This window comes from Pseudomonas sp. 15C, from assembly GCF_055484735.1.
The window spans coordinates 29048-52373 of sequence record NZ_JBUDGD010000041.1 but is presented as its reverse complement, the minus strand read 5'-3'; the positions used below and the strand labels follow the sequence as shown (position 1 = coordinate 52373).

Sequence of the window (23326 nt, the reverse complement as noted above, 5' to 3'; positions counted from 1 at the left end):
TGGGAGCGCAGCGACCGTCTGGCGCAGCCAGACACAGCGGAAGTAGGTGCAGCGAAGCAAACCGTAGCCGCTGCGCCCGGATCGATCCCGGAGCGAAGGAACCCGAGCCTGCGAGGGCCGTACGTAGGAGCAAAGCCTTTTGGTTCCTTTTTGGCGTCTGAAAAAGGGACTCGCCGTAAGGGCGAAACCCTAAGCAGCCGTTACCGCAGCAACGGATATGTACCCAAGAACCGAGCCTGTACCCGAAGCTTCAAAAATCAGTCAGGCAACTCAACGAGCCCATCAACATCCGTCATCGCCCGCTCCAGCAAATCAGCCGGCAGACTCTTGCTCGCCCGCGCGCCCAGCAACTTCAACTGCTCACTGCGACTGACCAGATTGCCCCGCCCTTCCGTGAGCTTGTTACGCGCCGAACTGTAAGCCTTGTCCAACTGCTGCAAGCGATTGCCCACCTCGTCCAGATCCTGAATGAACAACACGAACTTGTCATACAGCCACCCCGCACGCTCAGCGATTTCCCGCGCATTCTGACTCTGGCGCTCCTGCTTCCAGAGGCTGTCAATCACCCGTAACGTGGCAAGCAAGGTGGTCGGACTGACAATCACGATATTGCGGTCAAACGCCTCCTGAAACAGCGTCGGCTCGGCCTGCAACGCTGCCGAGAACGCCGCCTCGATCGGCACGAACAGCAAAACGAAATCGAGGCTGTGCAGCCCCTCCAGACGCTTGTAATCCTTGCCGGCCAGGCCCTTGACGTGATTGCGCAGCGACAGCACGTGCTGCTTGATCGCGATCTGCCCGAGGGTGTCATCGTCGGCGGCCACGTATTGCTGGTAGGCGGTAAGGCTGACCTTGGAGTCGACCACCACCTGCTTGTCGCCGGGCAGGTAAATGATCACGTCCGGCTGGAAGCGCTCGCCGTCCGGGCCTTTGAGATTGACCTGGGTCTGGTACTCGCGGCCCTTCTCCAGACCCGCGTGTTCAAGCACTCGCTCGAGAATCAGTTCGCCCCAGTTGCCTTGGGTCTTCTGCCCTTTCAGGGCACGGGTGAGATTGGTCGCTTCGTCGCTCAGACGCAGGTTCAGCGCCTGCAAACGCTCGAGCTCCTTGGCCAACGAAAAACGCTCACGGGCCTCGGCCTGATAACTCTCCTCGACGCGTTTTTCGAAGGACTGGATGCGTTCCTTCAGCGGATCGAGCAACTGGCCGAGCCGTTGCTGACTGGTTTCGGCGAAGCGCTGTTCGCGCTCATCGAAAATCTTCCCGGCCAGCTCGGCAAACTGCGCGCGCAGTTCATCGCGCGAGCCTTGCAGGTCGTTGAGACGTTGTTGATGGCTTTCCTGTTGCTCACGCAGCTCGGCATTCAGCGACGCGGCTTGGGCGTCGAGGCGGCGCAGTTCGGCTTCCTTGTTGGCGCGTTCAAGGTTCCAGGCGTGGGCGGCGTCGCGAGCATCGTCGCGCTCGATCTGCAGCAGTTCGACTTCGCGACGCAGGGCCGCCAGCTCAGCCTGTTTTGCAGCGTTGGCCTGGCCGAGATCGGCGACTTCATCGCGACTGGCCTCGAGCTGCGCATTGAGGCCGTCCTGGGCCAGTTGCGCCATGGTCAGCCGTTCTTCCAGCAAGGCCTGCGCGGCTTGCCCGCTGCTCGCCCGGCGTTGCAGCTGCCAGGCAAGCGCCAACAAGGGCAGCCCTGCCGCTGCGAGACCGAGCAATATGCTGGTCAAGTCCATAGCCATAGCGACTCCTGCCGGTCCGATAAAGCCTGAAGGTTAACCAAGGTGTCAGGTCTTGGACAGCTCAGTCTTCGAGCTGGCCGAGTTCCCTTTGTGCACGACGGTCGCCGGCGCGGGCGGCCTGGCGCAGCAGCTCCTGGCCAATGCGTCGATCCCGTGCGTTACCGCACTCGCGGCACATCAACTGACCGAGGCGGCTTTGCGCCGTGACCACGCCTTCGCGCGCCGGTTGCTTGAGCAGGCGGCCGGCGAGGTGCTTGGCGTTATGGCTGGCGCTCAGGCGCGGGCTGTCGAGCAGCCATTCCGCAACACGTACGGAAAATCGCTTGGGCGGGGTAACAGCAGGAAGGTCTGAGGTAACAGAGTCTGATACTGAGCGAAACTTCATATAGCACTGTGGGACGAATCGGAAGGCGCGCCACTCTACTCTTTTTTTCTTACAGGTAAAGTCTAAAAACAACCCGGCACGCCCGTGCTAGAGCAAGCGCTCGGGACAATCCACAGAAGCTGTGGATAACTCAGTGGACAACCGTCCTGCAACTCGCGCAAAGCCTTATGGAACGGGGCTCGCAGTCAAACTGACGATTTTTTCACCAACAAAAAAAAGCGATGTTTTTCATTGACTTAAACTTTCGATGCAGGCAGCCACCGGTGTCAGGATTGATATGACAGTGCTGTGACAGGCCGCGCAACTAATGTGCACAAGTACCTGTTACCCGGTTATATCGGTGCGCTTTTTCGGGTCGTTTCGGCTGCTGATCCGCAGATAAGCCGCTTGCCAGCGCGGTTGATCAACGTATCCTCGCCGACCGACGGTCGAAAAATGCCCGTTTACGGGCGACCACGTTTTCACGCCAAGCAAACCCTGCGCTGGACTGCAATGTTTTTTTCGCCGGCCATTTGCTTTAGCGATTTCGATCCGTTACTATCCGCGGCGTTAGTACCAAGCTGAAAGTCAATTCCGGTCGAACACATCCCCACGGTCAGCCTCTTTTAAAGAAGCTCAACCGAAAAAAGCGGGAACGACCCCTCGATGGTTTCCAGGTAAATCTTGCGCCAACACAGCCTTCCACTGATGCGAAGGGTGTTGCGAAGAACACTTACTCTGACCGAACCAACCTGCAAATTGATCAGGATCTTCACCCTGGGCCCAGAACCTCTGCCCTCGTTGTGATGCCTGTCCTCCTAAGTACCTACCTGCCAGCCCAAAGCGCGCCAACTTAATAGCGCTGCAAACTGGCTGCTTTGTTCCAGTCGGGTTCTTCGTTCGATCAATGGTGATCGACGTTACTGGAACGTTTTAACGTTGCACGGTTCTTAACCGTGTCATTTGTAGGAACACCTAATAACTATGTCTACTCAAATCCACACTCAGGATGCCATTCGCACCCTAACCAACGCTTTTGCCCCCATGAACTGCATGATCATGGCCGCTCGCAAAGGCTGCTTCAGCTTCACCGTGGTCAATGAACACGGGATCGCTCGCCACAGCGAGCGTCTGTACCCCGATCAGTACTCCAGCGCCGAACCGCTGCAGGCCGTGATCGATCGTACACGTCAGGCGTTGATCGCCTGAGAGCCGAAAAGGCTGCAAAAGCACAAGCCCTGCATGAAAATGCGGGGCTTTTTATTGCCCGACGTTTCTCTTTTTACGCCTCAACCCTAAGTACCAACTGATATAACGGTTATAACTCGGAGCCGAAAAGAATTTAAAAACAGGCCTTTACGTCGCGAATATGACACTACACTTCAACTCGGGCGACATGATTCGCTCACGGCGAGCCTGAACCGATCCACTGCTGCCAAGCCTCCTTCAGGACTCGCCACCCATTATAAGAACCGAGGGATTTATGGGTATCGCTGCCAGTGAACTGTGTCGATATGTGATTCGCCCCACGCTGATCTATCTGGGCCGTCACTGCGCCACTGCCGAATCACTGCTGCTGGGCATCGCCGCCAGCCAGTCAGCCCTCGGATCCGCCCTGCACGACCGACGTGGCCACGGCCTCTACCGCATCGCCGAGCAGCGCCATCAAGCGCTCTGGGATGACTACCTGGCGCTCGACCCGGAGCGTGCCAGCCTGGTACGCGGCCTCGCCAGTCAGCATGCATTCCTCAGCGGTCCACATGTCGAATTGACCGTCAATCTGCGTTACGCCACTGCCATCGCCTGGCTGCTGGTTGAAGAACAAAACCCCACCCTCCCCGCCCCGAACGATCTGTTGGCCATGGCGCGCATCTGGCGTCAGACCTTCCAGCCCCAGGGTCGCCTGCGCGACTTCACATTTGCCTGGCAAACCTGCGTTTCACCGCTGAAGCAGGTCGCCTGCTGACCGAGCGGTTTTGCAAGTTCTCGCAACAGGCCGTCATTCTGGTCGGATTGTCCTACAAAACCGCTCTAAATCAAGGCATACGGGCTATAGCGCTGCGGCGAAAATGTTGGTAATTTTCGCCCCGGTGATCACCAGGAGTTCTAATAATGAAAAAAGTCATGCTCAAAACCACCCTTAGCCTCGCCGTTACCCTTGCCTCCACCCAGATTTTCGCGGCAGGTTTTGCCCTTAACGAACAAAGCATCAGCGGGATGGGGACGGGTTTTGCCGGGCGATCTTCTTCTGCCGACGACGCAAGCACTGTTTATGGCAACCCGGCCGGCATGTCGCGCATCAAGCGCGAACAAGTCACCGGCGGTGTAGCCCTGGTTGACGCACATACCGATATCAGCGACGCCAGCTCCAGCCCCAACCGCGGCAGCAACGACGGTGACATGGTGCCTCTCACCGCCGTGCCGATGGGCTTTTATGTCAAGCCGATCGACGATCACTGGGCCTTCGGTCTGGGCGTGTACGTGCCGTTCGGCCTGATCACCGATTACGAAAACGGCTTTGCCGGCCGTTACTTCGGCAGCAAGTCCGAAGTGCAGGTCATCACCTTCCAGCCAACCGTCAGCTACGCCTTCAACGACAAGGTGTCGATCGGTTTCGGTCCGACCATCAACCGCATCGACGGTTCGCTGGAATCGAACCTGTCGATCACCCAGGCGCTGCCGGACGGCAAGGTCAAGATCAAGGGTGACGACACCGCACTGGGCTACAACATCGGCGTGCTGGTACAAGCCACCGACACCACCCGCGTGGGCCTGACCTACCACTCCAAGGTCGATTACAAGCTCGAAGGCGACACCAAGGTCAAGTACGGCGCACTGGCGCTGGCAGGTCTGGGCGCCAACCAGAAATACGACGCTTCGTTGAAGATCACCACCCCGGAATCCGTGGACCTGTCGGTCACCCAGGCGATCAACGATCGCTGGAACGTCTACGCCGGCACCACCTGGACCCGCTGGAGCCAACTGGACAAGATCACCGTGAAGAACTCCGGGGTGCAGCCACTGCTGGCCGGCCAGTTCGGTTCGATCAACGAAGACCAGAACTGGCACGACACCTGGGCTTACGCGGTGGGCACGTCGTATCAGTTGAACAAGGAATGGGTGTTGCGTACCGGCCTGACCTTCGACCAGTCGCCGACCAACAACGAAGACCGCTCGCCACGTATCCCGACCGGCGACCGGACCATCTTCAGCATCGGTGCCGGCTGGAGCCCGACCGATGACCTGACCATCGACGTTGCCTACTCGTACCTGAAGGAAGAGTCGGTCAACATCCGCAACGAAAACGCACGTGGCCAGAGCTACGACTCCAAGTATGAAAACTCGGCGAACGGTTTCGGTGTCGGCGCGACGTACCGCTTCTGATGCACGCTGGCGAGGTTGACCCCTCGCCCACGAAAAAGCCCCACTCTCTTGTCAGAGGCGGGGCTTTTTCATGCAGATCCAAATGTGGGAACAGGATGAGTCAGTTGGCCAACGGCTTCGAGGCAATCGCCTTCTCGATCGCCGCAATGAACTCCGGATCATCCGGCTTGGTCAGGCTGGAGAAACTGGCGACGACCTTGCCCTGACGATCGACCACGTATTTATAGAAATTCCATTTCGGCGCATTGCTCTGCGCGGCCAGCACTTGAAACAGGTGCGTGGCATCGTCGCCACGGACCTTTTGCGGTTCGGTCATGTTGAAGGTAACGCCGTAATTGGCGTAACAGACCTTGGCGGTTTCCGCGCTGTCCTTGGATTCCTGCTTGAAGTCGTTGGACGGCACGCCGAGCATTTCCAGGCCCTGCGGCTTGAAGCGCTGATTGACCGCTTCAAGGCCTTCGAACTGCGGCGCGAAACCGCAGAAGCTGGCCGTGTTGACCACCACCAGCGGTTTGTCCGCGTACTGCTTGCACAGATCGATGGATTCCTTGGCCCGCAACTTGGGCAGCGAACCTTGAAGCAGCTCCGGGCAATCCGCGGCCTGGGCGAGGCCAGTGATCGCCAGCAGCAATGCGGGAACAGCACACCAACGCATCAACATGTTGAACATCCTTGAGCAGTTGTCAGGCCTCGACGTTACTCGCCATGTTGGCTTCTAGCAAATGCTCATGCCCAACTGCATCAGGGCCAGACCGCCCTGCTGCCAGCCCCACCACGCCAGCGCCAGCAGCGCGGCGCCGAGTGCGCTGATGGCCAGTCGCGGCCAGAGGCGATTCACGCGGCGCTCGCACTGGCTTGCAGGCGTGCGACCGGGCGCTCGCGCACCGGCCAGTTCAACGCCGCGGCCAACAGGCTGAGAAGAATCGCCACTTGCCAGATCAAGTCATAACTCCCGGTGCGGTCGTACACCACCCCGCCCAGCCAGCCGCCGAGGAACGAGCCAAGCTGATGGAACAGGAACACGATGCCACCGAGCATGGACAGGTTGCGCACGCCGAACAAGGTCGCCACCGTACCGTTGGTCAGCGGCACCGTCGACAGCCACAAAAAGCCCATCGCCATGCCGAACAGGTACGCCGATGTGGTGGTGACCGGCAGCCACAGAAACAACACGATCACCACCGCCCGCAATAGATACAGCCCGGTCAACAAGCGCGGCTTGGACATGCGCCCGCCGAGCCAGCCGGCGGTATAGGTGCCGAAGATATTGAACAAGCCGATCAGCGCCAGCACCGTGGTGCCGACTGTGGCCGGCAGGTGCTGGTCGACCAGATAGGCCGGCAGGTGCACGCCGATGAACACCACCTGGAAACCGCAGACGAAAAAGCCGAACGCCAACAGCCAGAAGCCGGAATGCGAGCAGGCTTCGCGCAGGGCTTCGGACAGGGTTTGCTCATGGCCGAGCACCGGCAATGGTTTGTCCTTGAGCATGCTCACCAGCGGCACGATCATCGCCACCAGCAGGCCCAGCACCAGCAGCGCTGCCGACCAGCCGAGCCAGCCGATCAAACCGAGGGTGCCCGGCAACATCGCAAACTGCCCGAAAGACCCGGCAGCGCTGGCAATGCCCATGCCCATGCTGCGTTTATCCGCCGGCACGGCGCGCCCGACCACACCGAGAATCACCGAGAATGAGGTACCGGACAGGCCGATACCGATCAGCAGCCCGGCACTGAGCGACAGCGTCATCGGCGAATCGGACAAACCCATGCAGACCAGCCCGAGCGCATACAGCACGCCGCCGATCAGCACCACCTTCGCAGCGCCAAAACGGTCGGCCAGCGCACCGGTGAACGGCTGCGCCAGGCCCCAGATCAGGTTCTGCAAGGCGATGGCGAAGGCGAACACCTCGCGCCCCCAGCCGAACTGCGCGCTCATCGGCGACAGAAACAGACCGAAACCGTGGCGCACGCCCAATGACAACGCCAGGATCAGCGCACTCCCCAGCAACACCCAACCGCACGTACGCCACATCGATGTCATTATTATTCTCCGGTCGCGGGTATATACCCGCTTGAGTTCGGAAAAAACCGGCCTCAGGCCAGTTCATCCAGCAATTTGAGCAAGGTCTCGCGTTTTTCCGCGCCGAGCCGGTCGATCAACCGCTCCTGCGCCGCTTCCCAGGCCGGCAGCGCCGCTTCCAGGCGCTGCGCACCGATTTCAGTCAGACGAACGATGCGGTTGCGCATGTCCTCGCCTTCAGCCAGCGCCACCAACCCCTCGCCTTCCAGCACCCGCAAATTGCGCCCGAGGGTGCTGCGGTCCAGGCCCATGGCTTCGGCCAGTTCGGAAATGCTCGGCTGATCCAGACGCTGCAGGTTGCACAGCAGAGAATACTGGGCAACGTTGATCCCGAAGCCGTCGAGGGCGCCGTCGTAATGCCTGCTGACGCCACGCGCGGCGCGACGCAGGTTGATGCACAAACACTGAGAAGGAAGCATGGTGCGTGTATATACCCGCGACTGTGTTAAATCAAGTTACAGATGGATTTTGGCCGGAACATTTGTAGTGGCTGGAATATCGCTATCGCGAGCAGGCTCACTCCTACAGGGGAACGCATTCCAATTGCAGGAGTGAGCCTGCTCGCGAAGAGGCCGGCATCATCAACGCGAATCTTTCAGACGAGGACCAGCCCAACCAACACCCCCATCTCGAGCAACTCCAGCAACGCCCCCGCCGTATCCCCGGTCGTTCCGCCCAACCGCCGCATCATCACCTGACGCAGCCAGACAAACATGACGACGCAAATCACCACCACAACGATCCCGGCCATCAACGCGCAAGCAAGCGCACTCACACCCAGCACCCACCAGCCCGCCCTGCGCGGCAGGTGATCAGCCAACGCCTGCCCCAATCCACCGGCACGTACATACGGCGTGGTCAGAAACAACCCCAGCAACGCCGCCCGGCCCAGCACCGGCACGATGAGCAACACCAGCCCCTGCCCTTGCTCGATCAGCGCCAGCAACGCGGCGAACTTGAGCAGCATCACCAGCACCAGCGTCACCACGGCAATCGGCCCGCTGCGCGGGTCTTTCATGATCGTCAGCGTGCGCTCGCGATCACCGAAACCGCCGAGCCAGGCATCGGCGCTGTCGGCCAGACCATCGAGATGTAGCGCCCCGCTGAGCAGCACCCAGACCGTCAGCAACAGTGCCGCGTGCAGCAGCAAAGGCGCACCGGCCAACAGCATATTCATAGCCCAAAGGATCAGGCCAAACAGCAAACCCACCAGCGGATAGAACAGCAATGAGCGACCGAGCTGTTCTGGCTCGGGCATGCCCGGCAGCCGAATCGGCAGACTGCTGAGAAACTGCAAGGCGATCCACAGCGGCAACATCTCAGTGACCTTCCTTGAGCGAGCCGTCGGCCGCGACCGTCAGCGCAAATAGTGCGCCATGACCCACCTCGACATTCAGCAGTTGCTCGCGTGGCAAACCGCGCGCCCGCGCCAGCAGCAGACGCATCACGCCGCCATGGCTGACCAGCAGAACTCGCTCGCCTGCGTACGTTGCGTACAGCCGTTCAATGGCCGCCAATACTCGCGCGGAAAAGTCGCTGACCGCTTCTCCATCCGGTGGCGTAAAGGCATACGGATCGGCCCAGAACAGCCCCAACGCCTCGGCGTCAGTCTCCATCAGCGCCGCCGCACTTTGTCCTTCCCAGGCGCCGAAATGCAGTTCCTGCAAATCCTTGTCCAGATGCACGCTGAGGTTCAGTTGTTCGCCGAGTTCGGCGGCGAACCGCGCGCAACGCTGCAACGGCGAGCTGACGATTCGATCCCACGGCCGACCCGCGACCACCGCTGCGCGCATTTGCGCCCAGCCCAACTCGGTCAGCGCATCATCGAGGCTGCCGCGCAGGCCGCCGCCCAGTTCGGTTTCGCCATGACGCAGCAGATGAAGATGCAAGGTCATGCCGGACGATCCGCCACCGCCGCTTCAGCGAACGTTGCCATTTGCCCGTGCAGGTCGCAGGCCAGGCGCAACAGCGGCACCGCCAGCGCCGCGCCGCTGCCCTCACCCAGGCGCAGACCGAGTTCCAGCAACGGCTCGGCCTGCAGCGTTTCGAGAACATGCCGATGGCCCGGCTCGGCACCGCGATGGCCGAACAGCAGCCACTCGCGGCAGGCCGGGTTCAGGCGCACCGCGACCAGCGCAGCGACTGTGCAGATAAAGCCGTCGACCAGCACCGCAACACCCTCCTGCGCCGCAGCCAGATAAGCGCCGACCAGCGCGGCGATTTCGAACCCACCGAGGTTGAACAGCGTCTGCAACGCATCGCCGCGCTGTGCCGCGTGCAAGGCCAGGGCGCGCTCGATCACCTGCGCCTTATGGCTGACGCCTGCGGCATTCAGCCCGGTGCCGGGGCCGGTCAGGTGCGCGACCGGGCAATCGAGCAAGGCGCAGGCCAGGGCGCTGGCCGCCGTGGTGTTGCCGATGCCCATTTCGCCGCCGATAAACAACTGCGTGCCTGCCGCTTTTGCCCGCAACAGGCTGTCACGACCGGCCTGCAAGGCTGACTCGCCCTGGGCCTGGGACATTGCTGCGCCGTGGGCGAAGTTCGCCGTGCCCGCGCCGATGTTTACATGCCGCACGCCCGGCAGATTCAGCGCCGGATTCACGGTGCCCAGATCGACCACTTCCAGCTGAGCGCCGAGCTGTCGCGCCAACACGCTGATCGCCGCGCCGCCGCTGACGAAGTTGAGCAGCATCTGCCCGGTGACTTCCTGCGGGAACGCCGAAACGCCCTCCGCTACCACGCCGTGATCGCCGGCAAAAATCGCGATCCAGATCTGCTCCAGCGTCGGTTTGACCTGCCCTTGCAGGCCGGCCAGTTGCACCGCGATCCTTTCCAGCCGACCGAGCGAACCGGCCGGCTTGGTCAGTTGCTGCTGCCGCGCCGCCGCTTGTTCAACGGCGTTGTTGTCGACCGATTGGCACGGGTTGAGCCACCAGGCTTGAGTCATAACGCAGGTCCTTTCAGAGTCAGGGGCAGGCCGGCAACGGTCAGGACAACACGCTGACAACGCTCGGCCAGAGCTTGATGCAGCCAACCGGCTTCATCGACATAGCGGCGAGTCAATTCGCCCAGCGGCACGACACCCATACCGGTCTCGTTGCTGACAAAAATGATTTCACCCGGCAACGATGCCAGGCCATCGAGCAGCGCCTCACGCTCGGCGACGAGGCGTTCGGCGTCGTCGAGCATCAGCAGATTGGTCAGCCACAACGTCAGGCAATCGACCAGCAGGCACCGCTCGGCGCTGGCGGACTCGCGCAGAACCCGGGCCAGTTCGAGGGGTTCTTCGATGAGCGCCCATTCAGCCGGACGGCGGGCACGATGGTGAGCGACGCGCGCGTTCATTTCGCCATCGAGTGGTTGGCTGGTGGCGATGTAGGTCACCGCCAGATGGCTATCGCTGGCGAGTTTTTCTGCCAGGCGACTTTTGCCGGAGCGGGCGCCGCCTAGGATCAGTTGGAGCATCGGAACATCCTGAAAGTTATTTATTGAGGCGGCTGCAGTCATCGCTAGCAGGCTAGCTGTGCTCCCACAGTGGACAGCGGTTGTTCATGAACTTTGTATACGACGCGAAACCCTGTGGGAGCTAGCCTGCTAGCGATGCATTCACCTCAGATCCCACAGAGCTCACGCAACAACCCGGTATCCAGATGCTGCTCCACCAGATCCGCCAGGCGTTCGATATCGCGCTCGCGCAGGCCGTGGTAATCCACCGTCTGCACATCGCTCAACCCGGCCCAGCGCAGCATCGCCACACTCGCCTCTGGCGATTCGAACAAGCCATGCAGATAGGTGCCGAACACCTGGCCGTCATCACTCTGCGCGCCGTCGCAACGACCGTCATCGAGAAACACTGCTGCGTTCTCCAGCGCCGGCCCGCGGGTGACGCCAGCATGGATTTCATAACCACTGACCGCCGCGTTTTCCAGCGCCAGCCGCCCGCGCACGTTGCGCAATTGCTTCTCGGCTTCGAGCGTCGTTTCAAACGCGAGCAACCCCAGCCCGGCGCTGGAACCCGCTGCGCCTTCCAGGCCCAACGGGTCGTGGACCTGCTCGCCAAGCATCTGCAGGCCGCCGCAAATGCCCAGCACTTTGCCGCCGTAACGCAAATGCCGGTTGATAGCGGTTTCCCAGCCATTGGCGCGCAGATACGCGAGGTCGCTACGCACGCTTTTCGAGCCGGGCAGGATGATCAGGTCCGCAGGCGGAATCACCTGTCCCGGCCCGATAAATTGCAGATCGACCTGCGGATGCAAACGCAGCGGATCGAAATCGGTGTGGTTGCTGATGCGCGGCAGCACCGGCACCACGACTTTCAGTACTTGCTCAGCCTTGTCGGTCTGGCGCTGGTCGATGCCGTCTTCAGCCTCAAGATGCAGATCCAGCACATACGGCAATACGCCAACCACCGGTTTGCCGGTGCGCTGTTCCAGCCAGTCGAGGCCCGGTTGCAGCAAGGCGATGTCACCGCGAAAGCGGTTGATGATGAAGCCTTTGACCCGCGCCTGTTCGCTCGGCGACAGCAACTCCAAAGTACCGACCAGATGAGCGAAGACCCCGCCACGATTGATGTCGGCGATCAGCAGCACCGGGCAATCCACCGCTTCGGCAAAGCCCATGTTGGCGATGTCGCCGGCACGCAGATTGATCTCGGCCGGTGAGCCGGCGCCCTCGACCATCACCAGTGGATAGGCGGCGCTGAGGCGTTCGTGCGAGGCCAGCACCGCTTGCATGGCGATGGCTTTGTAGTCGTGATAGGCGACGGCGTTCATCGTCGTCACCGCTCGGCCGTGAATGATCACTTGCGCGCCGGTGTCGCTGTTGGGCTTGAGCAGCACCGGGTTCATGTCGGTGTGCGGTTCGAGATGAGCAGCCTGCGCCTGCACCGCTTGCGCGCGGCCGATCTCGCCGCCGTCCGCCGTCACCGCGCTGTTGAGCGCCATGTTCTGCGGTTTGAACGGCACCACCGCGACGCCCTGACGGGTCGCCCAACGACAGAGCGCCGTCACCAGCGTACTTTTACCGGCATCCGACGTGGTGCCCTGCACCATCAGCGTGGTCATGGGTGTTCCTTACGGTAGGCGTCGAGGGCGTGTGCGAGTCGCAGCTCATCGGCGGCATTGCCGGGCAGACCGAAACGCAGACTGCAGTTGTGGGTGAACAGGCGCAGAAGAATGCCGCGCCGGGCCATGAAGTCGTGCAGCGTTTCGGCGTGCTCGGTAACCAGCCACTGAAACAGCGCGCAGCCACCCTGCGGCTTGAAGCCGTAGCGCTCGAGCAACGCCGCCAGCCGTTCGCTGGCTTCATCGCTGCGAATCCGCTGGCGCGTGTGATTTTCGGTGTCTTGCAGACACGCCTGGCCGAGCACCCGCGTCGGCCCGCTGACCGCCCACGGTCCGACCTGTTCGGCGAGCAGTTTGAGCAACTTGCGCTCAGCCAGCACGAAGCCCAGACGCACCCCGGCCAGACCGAAAAACTTGCCGAACGAGCGCAACACGATCAGGCCGATCTGGTGGCTATGGGCGGCCAGGCTCAAATGCGGCGTGTTGTCCATGAACGCTTCGTCGACCACCAGCCAGCCGCCGCGCTGGGCCAGCCGCGCGTGCCAGTCGAGCAGGCGCGCCGGGGTCAGGCTGAGGCCGGTCGGATTATTCGGGTTGACCACCACCAGTACGTCGAGGCTGTCGAGAAAGAACTCGACTTCCTGCTCCAGCACTTCGCGAACGATGTAGCCACTGCGCCGCCACGCCTCGGCATGTTCGGCATAGCACGGTGACAACACGCCGACCTTGCCGGCACGGCGCAAGCGTGGCAGCAACTGGATGGCCATCTGCGAACCGGCCACCGGCAGCACTTGCGCGGCGCCGTAGTAATCGCACGCCGCCTGCTCCAGGCCATCGTCGGTTTCCGGCAGGCGAGCCCAGGCGCGCAAGGGGATTTCCGGGATCGGAAAAGGCCACGGCGCCAGGCCGCTGGACAGATCCAGCCAGTCGGCTTCGGCAATGCCGTAATCGTGTGCAGCCTTGCGCAGTCGGCCACCGTGCTCAAGCATAGAATTCAGCCCCCACGCAAAGAATCAGCAGCCATAACCATACCCCGCGCTGGACCAATTGCCAGCCGCGGTCGATGGAATCGGCATCGGCGGGGGCGCCTTCACCAAGTTGCGGGCGCTCGTGCAATTCACCGTGGTAAATCGCCGGCCCACCCAGCTCGACGCCGAGTGCGCCAGCGCCAGCCGCCATCACCGGGCCGGCGTTGGGGCTGTCCCATTGTGGCGCCTGGGTGCGCCAGCACTTGAGCGCGAGGCGGGTTTTGCCGAGCAGCGCGTAGGTCAGCGCCACCAGCCGTGCAGGAATGTAGTTCAACACGTCGTCGATTTTCGCCGCCGCCCAGCCGAAGCGTTCGAAGCGTTCGTTGCGATAGCCCCACATCGCGTCCAGCGTGTTGCTCAAGCGATAGAGCACCACGCCCGGCGCACCGGCGACGACAAACCAGAACAGCGCAGCAAAGACCGCATCGCTGCCATTTTCCAGCACCGATTCGGTGGCGGCGCGGGCCACGGCGTTGCTGTCGAGCTCGTCGGTCTGGCGGCTGACCAGATAGCCGACGCGAGTACGCGCTTCGGCCAGATCGTCGGCGCGCAATGCCGCAGCCACTGGCGCAACATGTTCGCCGAGACTGCGCATGCCGAGGGCGCAGTACAGCGCAAGAATCTCGATGATCCAGCCGACATAGGGTGCCCAGGAAAACGCCGTGGCGAGCAGCGTCAGCGGCAGCACCGCGATCACCCACGCGGTCACACCATGGCTGCGCCAGCCGCGGCCACCGGCGTTGAAACGTTGCTCGATGCGCCCGGCAAAATTGCCGAACGCCACCAGCGGATGCCAGCGTTTCGGTTCACCGAGCAGCGCATCCAGCGCCACCGCGGCGACACTCAACAACGCCACACTCATTGACTCACTCCCCAGTAATTTTCGTACAGCAATTCGTTCAGCGGTCGCGCCTGCGCCCAGCCTTCGAGGACCAGCATCGGCGCCGGGTAGAACTCTTTGACCGGGCCCAGACACAGCACGGCCAGCGGCTTGGCACCCGGCGGCAAGTGCAGCAGATCGGCCAGCGCCTGCGGCTCGAACAGCGACACCCAGCCCATGCCCAATCCTTCGGCACGGGACGCCAGCCACAGATTCTGGATCGCGCAGGACAGCGAAGCCATGTCCATCTCCGGCAGCGTGCGCCGGCCAAAAATGTGTTTTTCGCGATCGTCCATCAGCGCCGCCACCAGTACTTCGGCGCAGTCGTTGATGCCTTCGACCTTGAGTTTCATGAACTCGTCGCTGCGCTCGCCAAGGGCCTCGGCGGTGCGCACGCGTTCTGCTTCCACCAGATGCTGAATCTGCCCGCGCAGGGCGCGGTCGCTGATGCGGATGAAACGCCAGGGCTGCATCAGGCCGACACTTGGCGCTTGATGGGCGGCTTCGAGCAAACGCCGCAACAGTTGCGGTTCAACAGTGCCGCCGCTGAAGTGACGCATGTCGCGGCGTTCGGCGATGGCTCGGTAAACCGCTTGGCGCTCGGCTTCGGAGAATGCGTTGTCGGTCATGGCCCCATCGCTGGCAAGCCAGCTCCCACAGTGGACGGTGCAATACCTGACGAAACGTAATCCCCTGTGGGAGCTGGCTTGCCAGCGATGGCGGTCTCAAGACCGGGCGCAAACAGCGCAGCGACAGCCGCAGGATTCGACGGAAAATAAAAGTGCACATAAGAAGCCGTCATCCGCCCTTCACGGTAGACCGCCTCGGCCCCTCGCCCACCGTTCGGGCTCAGCCCACGGGCAATCGGCGTCAGTTCGGTGGTCGTCAGCGAATGGTGATACGTGTGCCCGCGCAACGAGCCTTCCGGCAGATCGACCGCCTGCAACGCCAACGCCGCCAGACGCTTTTGCATCACCGCCTCGCCCCGCAACAACCCGACCAGTTCAGCGCGGGTGCCTTCGACATCGGTCAGCGAATCGAGCAGATAAAGCATGCCACCGCACTCGGCCAGCAACGGCTTGCCTGCCGCATGGTGCGCGCGGATCGCCTCGAGCATCGCAGTGTTCTGTGCCAGTGCAACGTGGTGCAGCTCAGGGTAACCGCCCGGCAGATACAGGCTGTCCGCCTCGGGCAATTGCGTGTCGCGGATCGGCGAGAAGAAGCTCAACTCGGCGCCCATCGCCCGCAACAGATCGAGGCTTGCGCCATAGGTGAAGGCGAATGCTTCATCACGGGCCACGGCGATCCGCACGCCGTGCAACAACGGCTCAGCAGCAGTCACGTCCGGCGCTGCGAATTCGACGACGGGCGGCAAGGCGACTTCGCAACTGCTGGCCAGTGCGTCGGCGGCAGCGTCGAGGCGCAGGTCCAGATCATTCAGTTCGCTGGCCTGCACCAGGCCAAGATGGCGACTCGGCAGCTCGATGCCGGTCTCGCGCGACAACGCGCCGTACCAGCGCAGGCCTTCGGTGAGGCTGCCTTCGAGCAATTGCGCATGACGCTGGGTGCCGACGCGGTTGGCCAGCACCCCGGCGAACGGCAGGTCAGGCTGATATTTCGCCAGGCCCAGCGCCAGTGCGCCGAAGGTCTGCGCCATGGCGGTGCCGTCGATCACTCCGAGCACCGGCACGCCAAAATGCCGCGCCAGGTCGGCGCTCGACGGCGTGCCGTCAAACAGGCCCATCACGCCTTCGATCAGAATCAGGTCCGCGTCGCCGGCGGCTTCCCACAACAGGCGACGGCTTTCCTGCTCGCCGACCATCCACATGTCCAGTTGATAGACCGGCGCACCGCTGGCGCGCTCGAGGATCATCGGGTCGAGAAAGTCCGGGCCGCATTTGAACACGCGGACCTTGCGCCCCTGATTGCGATGCAAACGGGCGAGCGCGGCGGTGACCGTGGTCTTGCCCTGGCCGGAAGCCGGCGCGGCAATCAGGACGGCCGGGCAGTGACGGGGCTGATTCAAAGTTCGACGCCTTTCTGCGCTTTGATCCCGGCCTGGAACGCATGCTTGAGCATGCCCATTTCCGTGACCGTATCGCCCATCTCGATCATTTCCGGCTTGGCGCCGCGCCCGGTCACCACCACATGCTGCATCGGTGGCCGCGCCTGCAAATCGCTGAGCACCTGATCGAGATCCAGATAACCGTGCTTGAGGGCGATGTTCAATTCGTCGAGCACCACCAGCCCGATCGACGGATCGCGCAGCAGTTCGCGAGAAACTTCCCACGCCGCCGTGGCAGCGGCGATATCGCGCTGACGGTCCTGGGTCTCCCAGGTGAAACCTTCGCCCATCACATGGAAGCGCACTTGCTCGGGGAAGCGGCGGAAGAACAGCTCCTCGCCCGTGCTGTTGCGGCCCTTGATGAACTGCACCACGCCGCACTGCATGCCGTGGCCCATGGCGCGGGCGAGCATGCCGAAGGCCGAGCTGCTTTTGCCTTTGCCATTGCCGGTCAGCACCAGCACCAGGCCGCACTCGTCGGGCGAATTGGCGATGCGTTCGTCGATCACGGCTTTTTTGCGCTGCATGCGCGCCAGATGGCGTTCGTCGCGCTCGGGGGAATCGGTCATGGGGGAGCTCTCCGTTGAGACGGGTAAACGGCGGGCAGGCACAAGAATAGACGGCAAAAAGCCTGGCATCGCCCACCGTGATGCCGCTGGATGGATCAGGCCGGTCTCCGGGCTCATGAGCGGCGTTGGCCAGACTGCGCGCCTTCCCGCTGTTGAGCAGTGGCATTGAACGCAGTGTTCACTCATTTACCGTTGCGGGGGCAGCGCCGGGATCGTCGTGGCTTCGCGTGAAGACCACCCTCACCGGCTTCCCTGTTTCACTCTGTCGACGCAGGTCACAGAGCACCTGAAACAAGCGGCGAAGGTTAGAGGGTTGGGGGTGGAGCGTCAATTAAAGAGGCGGCCAACGGGCGAGAAACTGCCCTCAATCAATTATCTGCCGGCAATCTTGTGCCAGACTGTGACAAGTGATATCAAAGAGCCATGCTTTTCTCGAAAAAGCACACCACAACAATAAGGACGATGACGATGCAAGGCATGATCATCAGCAACCCGCGCCTGGAATTCCTGCGCCCGGTGCTTGAACGCTGGTTTGACTGTATCGACCGCTACAACACCGTGCGCGGCGACGGCGATACGCCGTACTGGCATGATGAGAAAGCCAACCTCGGCCTGCTCTCGGCCGCCGCCTGGATGGCCGAACTGGTGACCTTGAACGACACCGTCACCCGTAAACAGAACGAAGACGGCGAGCGCAATGCCCGCGCCGATCTGTTTATCGCCGGCAGCGAAGACCGCGCCTTCATTCAGGCCACACAACGCTGGCCAAGGGCGAACAACCTCAACCTGACCCAACCCCTGGCCGATATAACCTCTGACGCCAAACGCATCAGTTACGCCAGCGATCTCAAGCTCGGCTGCCTGTTCGTCGCCCCGCAAAAGGCCCAGCACAGCGCCAGCCCCGAAGAATTGCAGGACATGGTCGACGACCTGCAAAAGGAACACACCTGCGCCGTGGCCTGGTATTTCCCCTACGCCTACCGCAAATTGCACAGCGACGCGGGCAACTATCACCCGGGCATCGCCGTGCTGTTCAAGGAAGCCCGCGGTTGAGCAGTTGAACCATCGGGCTTGCGCCCTCCTCTATGGTTAGGAATGCATTCATAGGGAAGATCAGCAATGCGCAAGCCCCACCTCGTTTTCGTCATCGCCCTCGCCGGCGGGCTCAGCGCCTGCGGCGAAACCTCCAGCCTGCAGGTCTCCGACGGCACTGGCCCGTCGCCGAAACTGCCGGAACCGAACAAGACCCTGATCCCGACGGTGAACATCGCCCCCGCGATCGGCTGGCCCGAGGGGGCAAAACCGACGGCCGCGGCCGGCACTCAGGTCGCCGCGTTCGCCGAAGGCCTCGATCATCCGCGCTGGCTGTACGTGCTGCCCAACGGTGACGTGCTGGTGGCCGAAACCAATGCGCCACCGAAACCGGATGACAGTAAAGGCATTCGTGGCTGGGTGATGAAAAAGGTCATGGGCAAGGCCGGCGCCGGCGTACCGAGCCCGAATCGCATCACCTTGCTGCGCGATGCCGACAAGGACGGTGTGGCCGAGACCCGAACGGTATTTCTACAAAACCTCAACTCGCCGTTCGGCATGACCCTGGTCGGCAACGATCTGTACGTGGCCGATACCGATCGCCTGTTGCGCTTCAACTACGAGCCCGGCGCCACCGAGATCAAGACCCAGCCGATCAAGGTCGTCGATCTGCCGGGCGGCACGCTGAACCATCACTGGACCAAGAACGTCATTGCCAGCAAGGACGGCAGCAAGCTCTACGTCACCGTCGGTTCGAACAGCAACGTCGGCGAAAACGGCCTGGATCAGGAAGAGGGTCGCGCGGCGATCTGGGAAGTCGATCGGGCGACCGGTAATCACCGGATCTTCGCCTCTGGCATCCGTAATCCCAATGGCCTGGCGTGGGAGCCCAGCAGTGGCGCGCTGTGGACGGCGGTCAACGAGCGTGACGAGATCGGCAGCGATCTGGTGCCGGACTACATCACCTCGGTCAAGGACGGCGGCTTTTATGGCTGGCCGTTCAGCTATTACGGCCAGCACGTCGACGTGCGAGTCAAGCCGCAGAACCTCGATCTGGTGGCCAAGGCCATCGTCCCGGATTACGCGGTCGGCCCGCACACCGCCTCGCTGGGCCTGACCTTCGCCGAGGGCAACACGCTACCGGCGCAATTCAAGGAAGGTGCCTTCATCGGCCAGCACGGCTCGTGGAACCGCAAACCGCACAGTGGCTATAAAGTGATTTTCGTGCCGTTCAGTGGCGGTAAACCGACTGGACAACCGGTGGATGTACTGACCGGCTTCCTCGACAAGGACGAGAACGCACTGGGCCGCCCGGTGGGCGTGGTGATCGACCCGCAAGGCGGGTTGCTGGTGGCGGATGATGTCGGCAACAAAGTGTGGCGCGTGTCTTCTGCCAAATAACTTTCACCTGACACAAACAACTGTAGGAGTGAGCCTGCTCGCGATAGCGCCTTGTCAGTCGACATCATCGGTGACTGAAAGACCGCTATCGCGAGCAGGCTCACTCCTACAGGGATTGTGTGCGATTGGATTTACGGGTTATGCGCCAACTGCCCCGGCTGCAGCACCCGCTTGGCGCTCAGATAGGCCTTCTGCCAATACGCCTTTGACAGACTGTCGAGCTTGACCGTGCCGCCCGTTGCCGGTGCATGCACAAACCGCCCTTCGCCGACATAAATGCCGGCATGGCTGACCTGCGAGCCGCCGTTGGTGGCGAAGAAAATCAGGTCGCCGGTCTGCAAGCCTTCCTTGCCGACGTTCGGTGCCTGCATGACGATCATTTCGCGGGTGGAACGTGGCAGCGAGATTCCCGCGGCATCGCGGTAGACGAAACCGATCAGGCCGCTGCAATCGAAACCCGAATCCGGCGTGTTGCCGCCCCAGCGATAAGGCGTGCCGACGAGGCCGAGCGCGCGAAAAAGCACGTCTTCAGCAACCGGTGAAAAAGCCTGGGAGGGACCGAACACAATCGGCGCGCGAACCACGGGGGCTGGCGGCGGTGTACGACTGGCGCAGGCGCTGAGCAGCGCGGCGCAGAGGATCAAGGTGAGGCGGGCCGACATCGTCATAAGCGGAACATCCTGATCAGGCTGCGGCTTTCTCTGCCGAATGGACAGAAACAAAACCGCCTGCGTCTGTACGCAGGCGGTTTGCCATCAATATGATTCAGGATTCTAGCGGCTACGCGGCAAACTTCAAGTAAGACTTTAACTTCACCTTGTAAAGTTTGTGTCTACTCTGTTTGCCGGTAGCCTGGCGTGTCGCCACGAAGCAGCGACATCAGGGAATTACTTGCGCGCGGTGACCACGGTCGGAGCGTTCGCCAGGGCGCGTTTCGCTTCGATGAAGGTCTTGCTCCAGTAGCTGTCACCCAGGCTGTCGATGCGAACACCGCCGCTGCGACGACTGCTGGAGTGGATGAACTGGTTGTCGCCCAGGTAGATCCCGGCGTGACTGACCCGGCCGCGACGGCCGTTGGTGGCGAAGAACAACAGATCGCCCGGCTCAAGGTTGCTGCGCGCAACCAGCGGCGCATCAACGTTGATCATTTCGCGGGTGGAGCGCGGCAGGTTCATACCGGCTTCTTCGCGAAACAGGTAGCCGATGAAACCGCTGCAATCGAAACCGGCTTCAGAGGTACCGCCGAAACGGTAACGGGTCCCGATCAGGGACATGCCGCGTTCGAGAATGCTGTCGGCCAGCACAGGAAGCTGATAAGGCTTCTTGCCGTTGAATTCATTGAGTTCTTTTTCGGTGTCCAGCTCTTCCTGGTAAATAACGGAAGACTGGGCCGTGGCGGAATTTTTAACCTGTTGAGGCTGCTCTTGAACTGGAGAGTGAGCAGCACAACCGTACAACAGGGTGACAAGTGCGAGAGGCACGAGGGGTGCGAAGCGCTTTAGCATGGGCACGACCGTGGCTGATAGTTGTAAAGAAGCCGAGACTATGCCCGCTATCGTCCTCATTTGCAAATTCAATCGAACTTTATGTGACTTGGCGGTTTCGCGTTTACATCTAAGCGCTTAAGCCCATTTGACCCGATACGCGACTTGCAACCCCTGCAGGAATGCGGATTTTCTGGCGCCTGAAAGATGCCGCCCTCCCCTTGAAACCTTTAGAACAACAGGCTCGGCTTACCAGCCCAAGGTTTCTTTGAGGAATGGAATGGTCAGCTTGCGCTGGGCCTGCAACGAGGCCTGGTCGAGCTGTTCGAGCAGATCGAACAACGCGCTCATGCTGCGCGTGCCGCGAGTCAGGATGAAGTGCCCGACCTCATCGGTCAGGTGCAAACCACGACGCGAGGCGCGCAATTGCAGCGCACGCAACTTGTCTTCATCGGAGAGTGGGCGCATCTGGAAGATCAGCGCCAGGGTCAGGCGCGATTTCAGGTCGGCCAGTTTCACTGGCAGTTCGCGCGGGGACGTCGACGCGGCGATCAGCAGACGCCGACCGCTGTCACGCAGACGATTGAACAGGTGAAACATCGCCTCTTCCCAGTCCGCCTTGCCGGCAATCACCTGCAAGTCGTCGAGACAGACCAACTCGTATTGTTCGAGGTTGTCGAGGATTTCGACGCCGCGGTCCATCAACTCGGCCAGCGGCAGGTACACCGCCGGCTCGCCCATCTGCTCGAAACGCAAGCACGCGGCCTGCAACAGATGCGTACGCCCTACGCCGTGTTTGCCCCACAGGTAGATCAGGCTCTCTGTCCAGCCGGCGTCGGCTTCGCACAGACGCTCGACATAGCCGAGTGCAGCGGCATTGGCGCCTGGGTAGTAGTTGATGAAGGTGGCGTCGTCACGCAGACGCACACCTAGGGGCAGCTGAATCGGTTTCATGCTGACTGAACGGTTACCAAGGAACCGTTAGTGGCCTCTGTGTAAAGTTGGCGAAGTTTATACCCGTGACGCTGAGCGCACAATGCGACAGAGTCCAAGCAAAATCAAAGGTTTGCGTTAACGCCTTGGTTTCCTGACAGATTCTTTGGCGCCAGCGCCTGTGGAAAACGCGGCAACCCGGCGGTTCGCCGGGCCGCCCTTCGCCCTTACAACTCCGGCTCGTTCACACCACTATAGATGTCGGAATCCTTGTACAGGTCGTGCACATGGCGCACCAGGACCATGATTACCGCCGCCACCGGCAGCGCCAGCAGCACACCGGTAAAACCGAACAACTCGCCACCGGCGAGAATGGCGAAAATCACCGCCACCGGATGCAGGCCGATGCGGTCGCCCACCAAAAGCGGTGTCAGCACCATGCCTTCCAGCGCCTGCCCGACCATGAATACTGCGACGATGCCAACCATCGGGTACAGATCGCCACCGAACTGGAACAACCCGGCGATCAGCGCCGCGCCGATACCGATCACGAAGCCCATATAAGGCACGATCGCCGCCAGACCTGCGATCAGGCCGATCAACAGGCCCAGCTCGAGACCGACGATCATCAGCCCCGCCGCGTAGATCACGCCCAGCGCCAGCATCACCAGCAACTGCCCGCGCACGAACGCGCCGAGCACTTCATGGCATTCGCCCGCCAGCGCCACCACGCGCTCTTCGCGATCACGCGGCAGCAGGCTGCGGATCTTCGCCATCATCACGTCCCAATCGCGCAGCAGGTAAAAGCTCACCACCGGAATCAGCACCAGATTCGCCAGCCAGCCAATCAGCGCCAGACTCGACGCCGTCGCCTGGCTCAGCACCACGCCGACGATGTCGGTGGTCTGGCCCATGTGTTCACTGATTGCCGCCTTGACCTTGTCGAACTTCCAGAAACCGTCCGACAGCCCCAGCTTCGCCTGCGCCCACGGCACCGCGGTGTGCTGCAACCAGTCGAGCATCTGTGGCGCCAATTCGTACAGACGCAGCAACTGCTTGGCGAGCATCGGCACCAGCACCAGTAACAGCGCAGTAACGATCAAGGTGAACAAGGCGAACACCGCGATGACTCCCCAGGTGCGCGACAGACCCGCGCGCTCCAGCCGATCCACCATCGGATCGAACAGATAAGCCAGTAGCAGCGCAACCAGGAACGGCGTGAGGATCGGGTGCAGCAACCATACAAACGCGCAAAGCAGGACTACCCCACCGAGCCAGAACCAACGCCGCGTATCGGCCATTTAC

At 61.8% G+C, this 23326-nt stretch carries 25 protein-coding genes and 1 riboswitch; of the genes, 5 read left to right on the top strand and 20 right to left on the bottom strand.

Annotated elements, in window-relative coordinates; translation table 11 throughout:
- Positions 1–257 precede the first annotated feature (257 nt).
- The gene (locus ACYYKW_RS19350) at positions 258–1622 is read right to left on the bottom strand and encodes a DNA recombination protein RmuC (RefSeq protein WP_172833344.1); all 1365 of its coding nucleotides are present in this window, start codon (positions 1620–1622) and stop codon (positions 258–260) included.
- A gap of 175 nt (positions 1623–1797) precedes the next feature.
- Positions 1798–2121 carry an SEL1-like repeat protein gene (locus ACYYKW_RS19345; protein WP_090282452.1) on the bottom strand — a complete coding sequence of 108 codons (324 nt, stop codon included), beginning with the start codon at positions 2119–2121 and terminating at the stop codon, positions 1798–1800.
- 963 nt (positions 2122–3084) lie between these two features.
- On the opposite strand from ACYYKW_RS19345, the gene ACYYKW_RS19340 reads away from it, so the two are divergent.
- The 3 genes from ACYYKW_RS19340 (at position 3085) to ACYYKW_RS19330 (ending at position 5484) form a co-directional block, all read left to right on the top strand.
- Positions 3085–3309 (top strand): hypothetical protein, encoded by a 225-nt coding sequence (locus ACYYKW_RS19340; protein WP_093103287.1) that lies wholly within the window; start codon positions 3085–3087, stop codon positions 3307–3309.
- A gap of 274 nt (positions 3310–3583) precedes the next feature.
- Complete coding sequence (locus ACYYKW_RS19335; protein WP_090282450.1) at positions 3584–4066, top strand: hypothetical protein; 483 nt, start codon at positions 3584–3586, stop codon at positions 4064–4066.
- A gap of 146 nt (positions 4067–4212) precedes the next feature.
- Complete coding sequence (locus ACYYKW_RS19330; protein ID WP_093103288.1) at positions 4213–5484, top strand: OmpP1/FadL family transporter; 1272 nt, start codon at positions 4213–4215, stop codon at positions 5482–5484.
- 100 nt (positions 5485–5584) lie between these two features.
- Here ACYYKW_RS19330 and ACYYKW_RS19325 read toward each other — a convergent pair whose 3' ends face one another.
- From ACYYKW_RS19325 to cobO, 14 genes are all read right to left on the bottom strand, one after another.
- Positions 5585–6145: a glutathione peroxidase gene (locus ACYYKW_RS19325; RefSeq protein ID WP_464990859.1), complete on the bottom strand. Its 561-nt coding sequence runs from the start codon at positions 6143–6145 to the stop codon at positions 5585–5587.
- A 54-nt stretch (positions 6146–6199) separates the two neighbouring features.
- A complete protein-coding gene (locus ACYYKW_RS19320) occupies positions 6200–6322 on the bottom strand; it encodes a hypothetical protein (protein WP_269458358.1) in 123 nt (40 codons plus the stop codon).
- On the bottom strand, positions 6319–7527 hold the full coding sequence (locus tag ACYYKW_RS19315; protein ID WP_093103293.1) for an MFS transporter: 1209 nt from the start codon (positions 7525–7527) through the stop codon (positions 6319–6321). The genes ACYYKW_RS19320 and ACYYKW_RS19315 overlap by 4 nt, the downstream gene beginning before the upstream one ends.
- Before the next feature lie 53 nt (positions 7528–7580).
- Positions 7581–7985 carry a MarR family winged helix-turn-helix transcriptional regulator gene (locus ACYYKW_RS19310; protein WP_464990858.1) on the bottom strand — a complete coding sequence of 135 codons (405 nt, stop codon included), beginning with the start codon at positions 7983–7985 and terminating at the stop codon, positions 7581–7583.
- A 176-nt stretch (positions 7986–8161) separates the two neighbouring features.
- Positions 8162–8884 (bottom strand): adenosylcobinamide-GDP ribazoletransferase, encoded by a 723-nt coding sequence (locus tag ACYYKW_RS19305; RefSeq protein ID WP_464990857.1) that lies wholly within the window; start codon positions 8882–8884, stop codon positions 8162–8164.
- Position 8885: 1 nt separating this feature from the next.
- Entirely contained in the window at positions 8886–9461 is a 576-nt protein-coding gene (gene cobC, locus ACYYKW_RS19300; RefSeq protein ID WP_464990856.1) for an alpha-ribazole phosphatase family protein, read from the bottom strand.
- Positions 9458–10513, bottom strand: coding sequence for a nicotinate-nucleotide--dimethylbenzimidazole phosphoribosyltransferase (gene cobT, locus ACYYKW_RS19295; RefSeq protein WP_464990855.1), 1056 nt, complete (start codon positions 10511–10513; stop codon positions 9458–9460). The genes cobC and cobT overlap by 4 nt, the downstream gene beginning before the upstream one ends.
- Entirely contained in the window at positions 10510–11031 is a 522-nt protein-coding gene (gene cobU / locus ACYYKW_RS19290) for a bifunctional adenosylcobinamide kinase/adenosylcobinamide-phosphate guanylyltransferase (RefSeq protein ID WP_090282442.1), read from the bottom strand. Before cobU ends, cobT begins: the two co-directional genes overlap by 4 nt.
- 146 nt (positions 11032–11177) lie before the next feature.
- Positions 11178–12629, bottom strand: a complete 1452-nt coding sequence (locus ACYYKW_RS19285) for a cobyric acid synthase (protein WP_464990854.1) — start codon at positions 12627–12629, stop codon at positions 11178–11180.
- Entirely contained in the window at positions 12626–13618 is a 993-nt protein-coding gene (gene cobD / locus ACYYKW_RS19280) for a threonine-phosphate decarboxylase CobD (RefSeq protein ID WP_464990853.1), read from the bottom strand. The genes ACYYKW_RS19285 and cobD overlap by 4 nt, the downstream gene beginning before the upstream one ends.
- The gene (gene cbiB / locus ACYYKW_RS19275; RefSeq protein WP_464990852.1) at positions 13611–14519 is read right to left on the bottom strand and encodes an adenosylcobinamide-phosphate synthase CbiB; all 909 of its coding nucleotides are present in this window, start codon (positions 14517–14519) and stop codon (positions 13611–13613) included. Before cbiB ends, cobD begins: the two co-directional genes overlap by 8 nt.
- A complete protein-coding gene (bluB, locus tag ACYYKW_RS19270; RefSeq protein ID WP_336357134.1) occupies positions 14516–15166 on the bottom strand; it encodes a 5,6-dimethylbenzimidazole synthase in 651 nt (216 codons plus the stop codon). Before bluB ends, cbiB begins: the two co-directional genes overlap by 4 nt.
- Positions 15163–16563, bottom strand: coding sequence for a cobyrinate a,c-diamide synthase (locus tag ACYYKW_RS19265; RefSeq protein ID WP_464990851.1), 1401 nt, complete (start codon positions 16561–16563; stop codon positions 15163–15165). Before ACYYKW_RS19265 ends, bluB begins: the two co-directional genes overlap by 4 nt.
- Positions 16560–17171: a cob(I)yrinic acid a,c-diamide adenosyltransferase gene (gene cobO, locus ACYYKW_RS19260; RefSeq protein ID WP_016773703.1), complete on the bottom strand. Its 612-nt coding sequence runs from the start codon at positions 17169–17171 to the stop codon at positions 16560–16562. Before cobO ends, ACYYKW_RS19265 begins: the two co-directional genes overlap by 4 nt.
- A gap of 81 nt (positions 17172–17252) precedes the next feature.
- Positions 17253–17476, bottom strand: a riboswitch (cobalamin riboswitch).
- A gap of 163 nt (positions 17477–17639) precedes the next feature.
- Between cobO and ACYYKW_RS19255 the strand changes: the two genes are divergently transcribed.
- Together ACYYKW_RS19255 and ACYYKW_RS19250 are read left to right on the top strand one after the other, a co-directional pair.
- Positions 17640–18224: a hypothetical protein gene (locus tag ACYYKW_RS19255; RefSeq protein WP_093103312.1), complete on the top strand. Its 585-nt coding sequence runs from the start codon at positions 17640–17642 to the stop codon at positions 18222–18224.
- A 66-nt stretch (positions 18225–18290) separates the two neighbouring features.
- The gene (locus ACYYKW_RS19250) at positions 18291–19604 is read left to right on the top strand and encodes a PQQ-dependent sugar dehydrogenase (protein ID WP_093103314.1); all 1314 of its coding nucleotides are present in this window, start codon (positions 18291–18293) and stop codon (positions 19602–19604) included.
- Between the two features lie 131 nt (positions 19605–19735).
- Here the strand turns inward: ACYYKW_RS19250 and ACYYKW_RS19245 are convergent, their stop codons facing one another.
- The 4 genes from ACYYKW_RS19245 to ACYYKW_RS19230 all read right to left on the bottom strand — a co-directional run bounded on the left by ACYYKW_RS19245 (position 19736) and on the right by ACYYKW_RS19230 (position 23322).
- Positions 19736–20272: a C40 family peptidase gene (locus ACYYKW_RS19245; protein WP_016773700.1), complete on the bottom strand. Its 537-nt coding sequence runs from the start codon at positions 20270–20272 to the stop codon at positions 19736–19738.
- A gap of 219 nt (positions 20273–20491) precedes the next feature.
- Positions 20492–21109 (bottom strand): C40 family peptidase, encoded by a 618-nt coding sequence (locus tag ACYYKW_RS19240; RefSeq protein ID WP_090282434.1) that lies wholly within the window; start codon positions 21107–21109, stop codon positions 20492–20494.
- A gap of 228 nt (positions 21110–21337) precedes the next feature.
- A complete protein-coding gene (hda, locus tag ACYYKW_RS19235) occupies positions 21338–22042 on the bottom strand; it encodes a DnaA regulatory inactivator Hda (protein ID WP_007919828.1) in 705 nt (234 codons plus the stop codon).
- Positions 22043–22248: 206 nt separating this feature from the next.
- Positions 22249–23322 carry an AI-2E family transporter gene (locus ACYYKW_RS19230; RefSeq protein WP_464990850.1) on the bottom strand — a complete coding sequence of 358 codons (1074 nt, stop codon included), beginning with the start codon at positions 23320–23322 and terminating at the stop codon, positions 22249–22251.
- Positions 23323–23326: the final 4 nt, after the last annotated feature.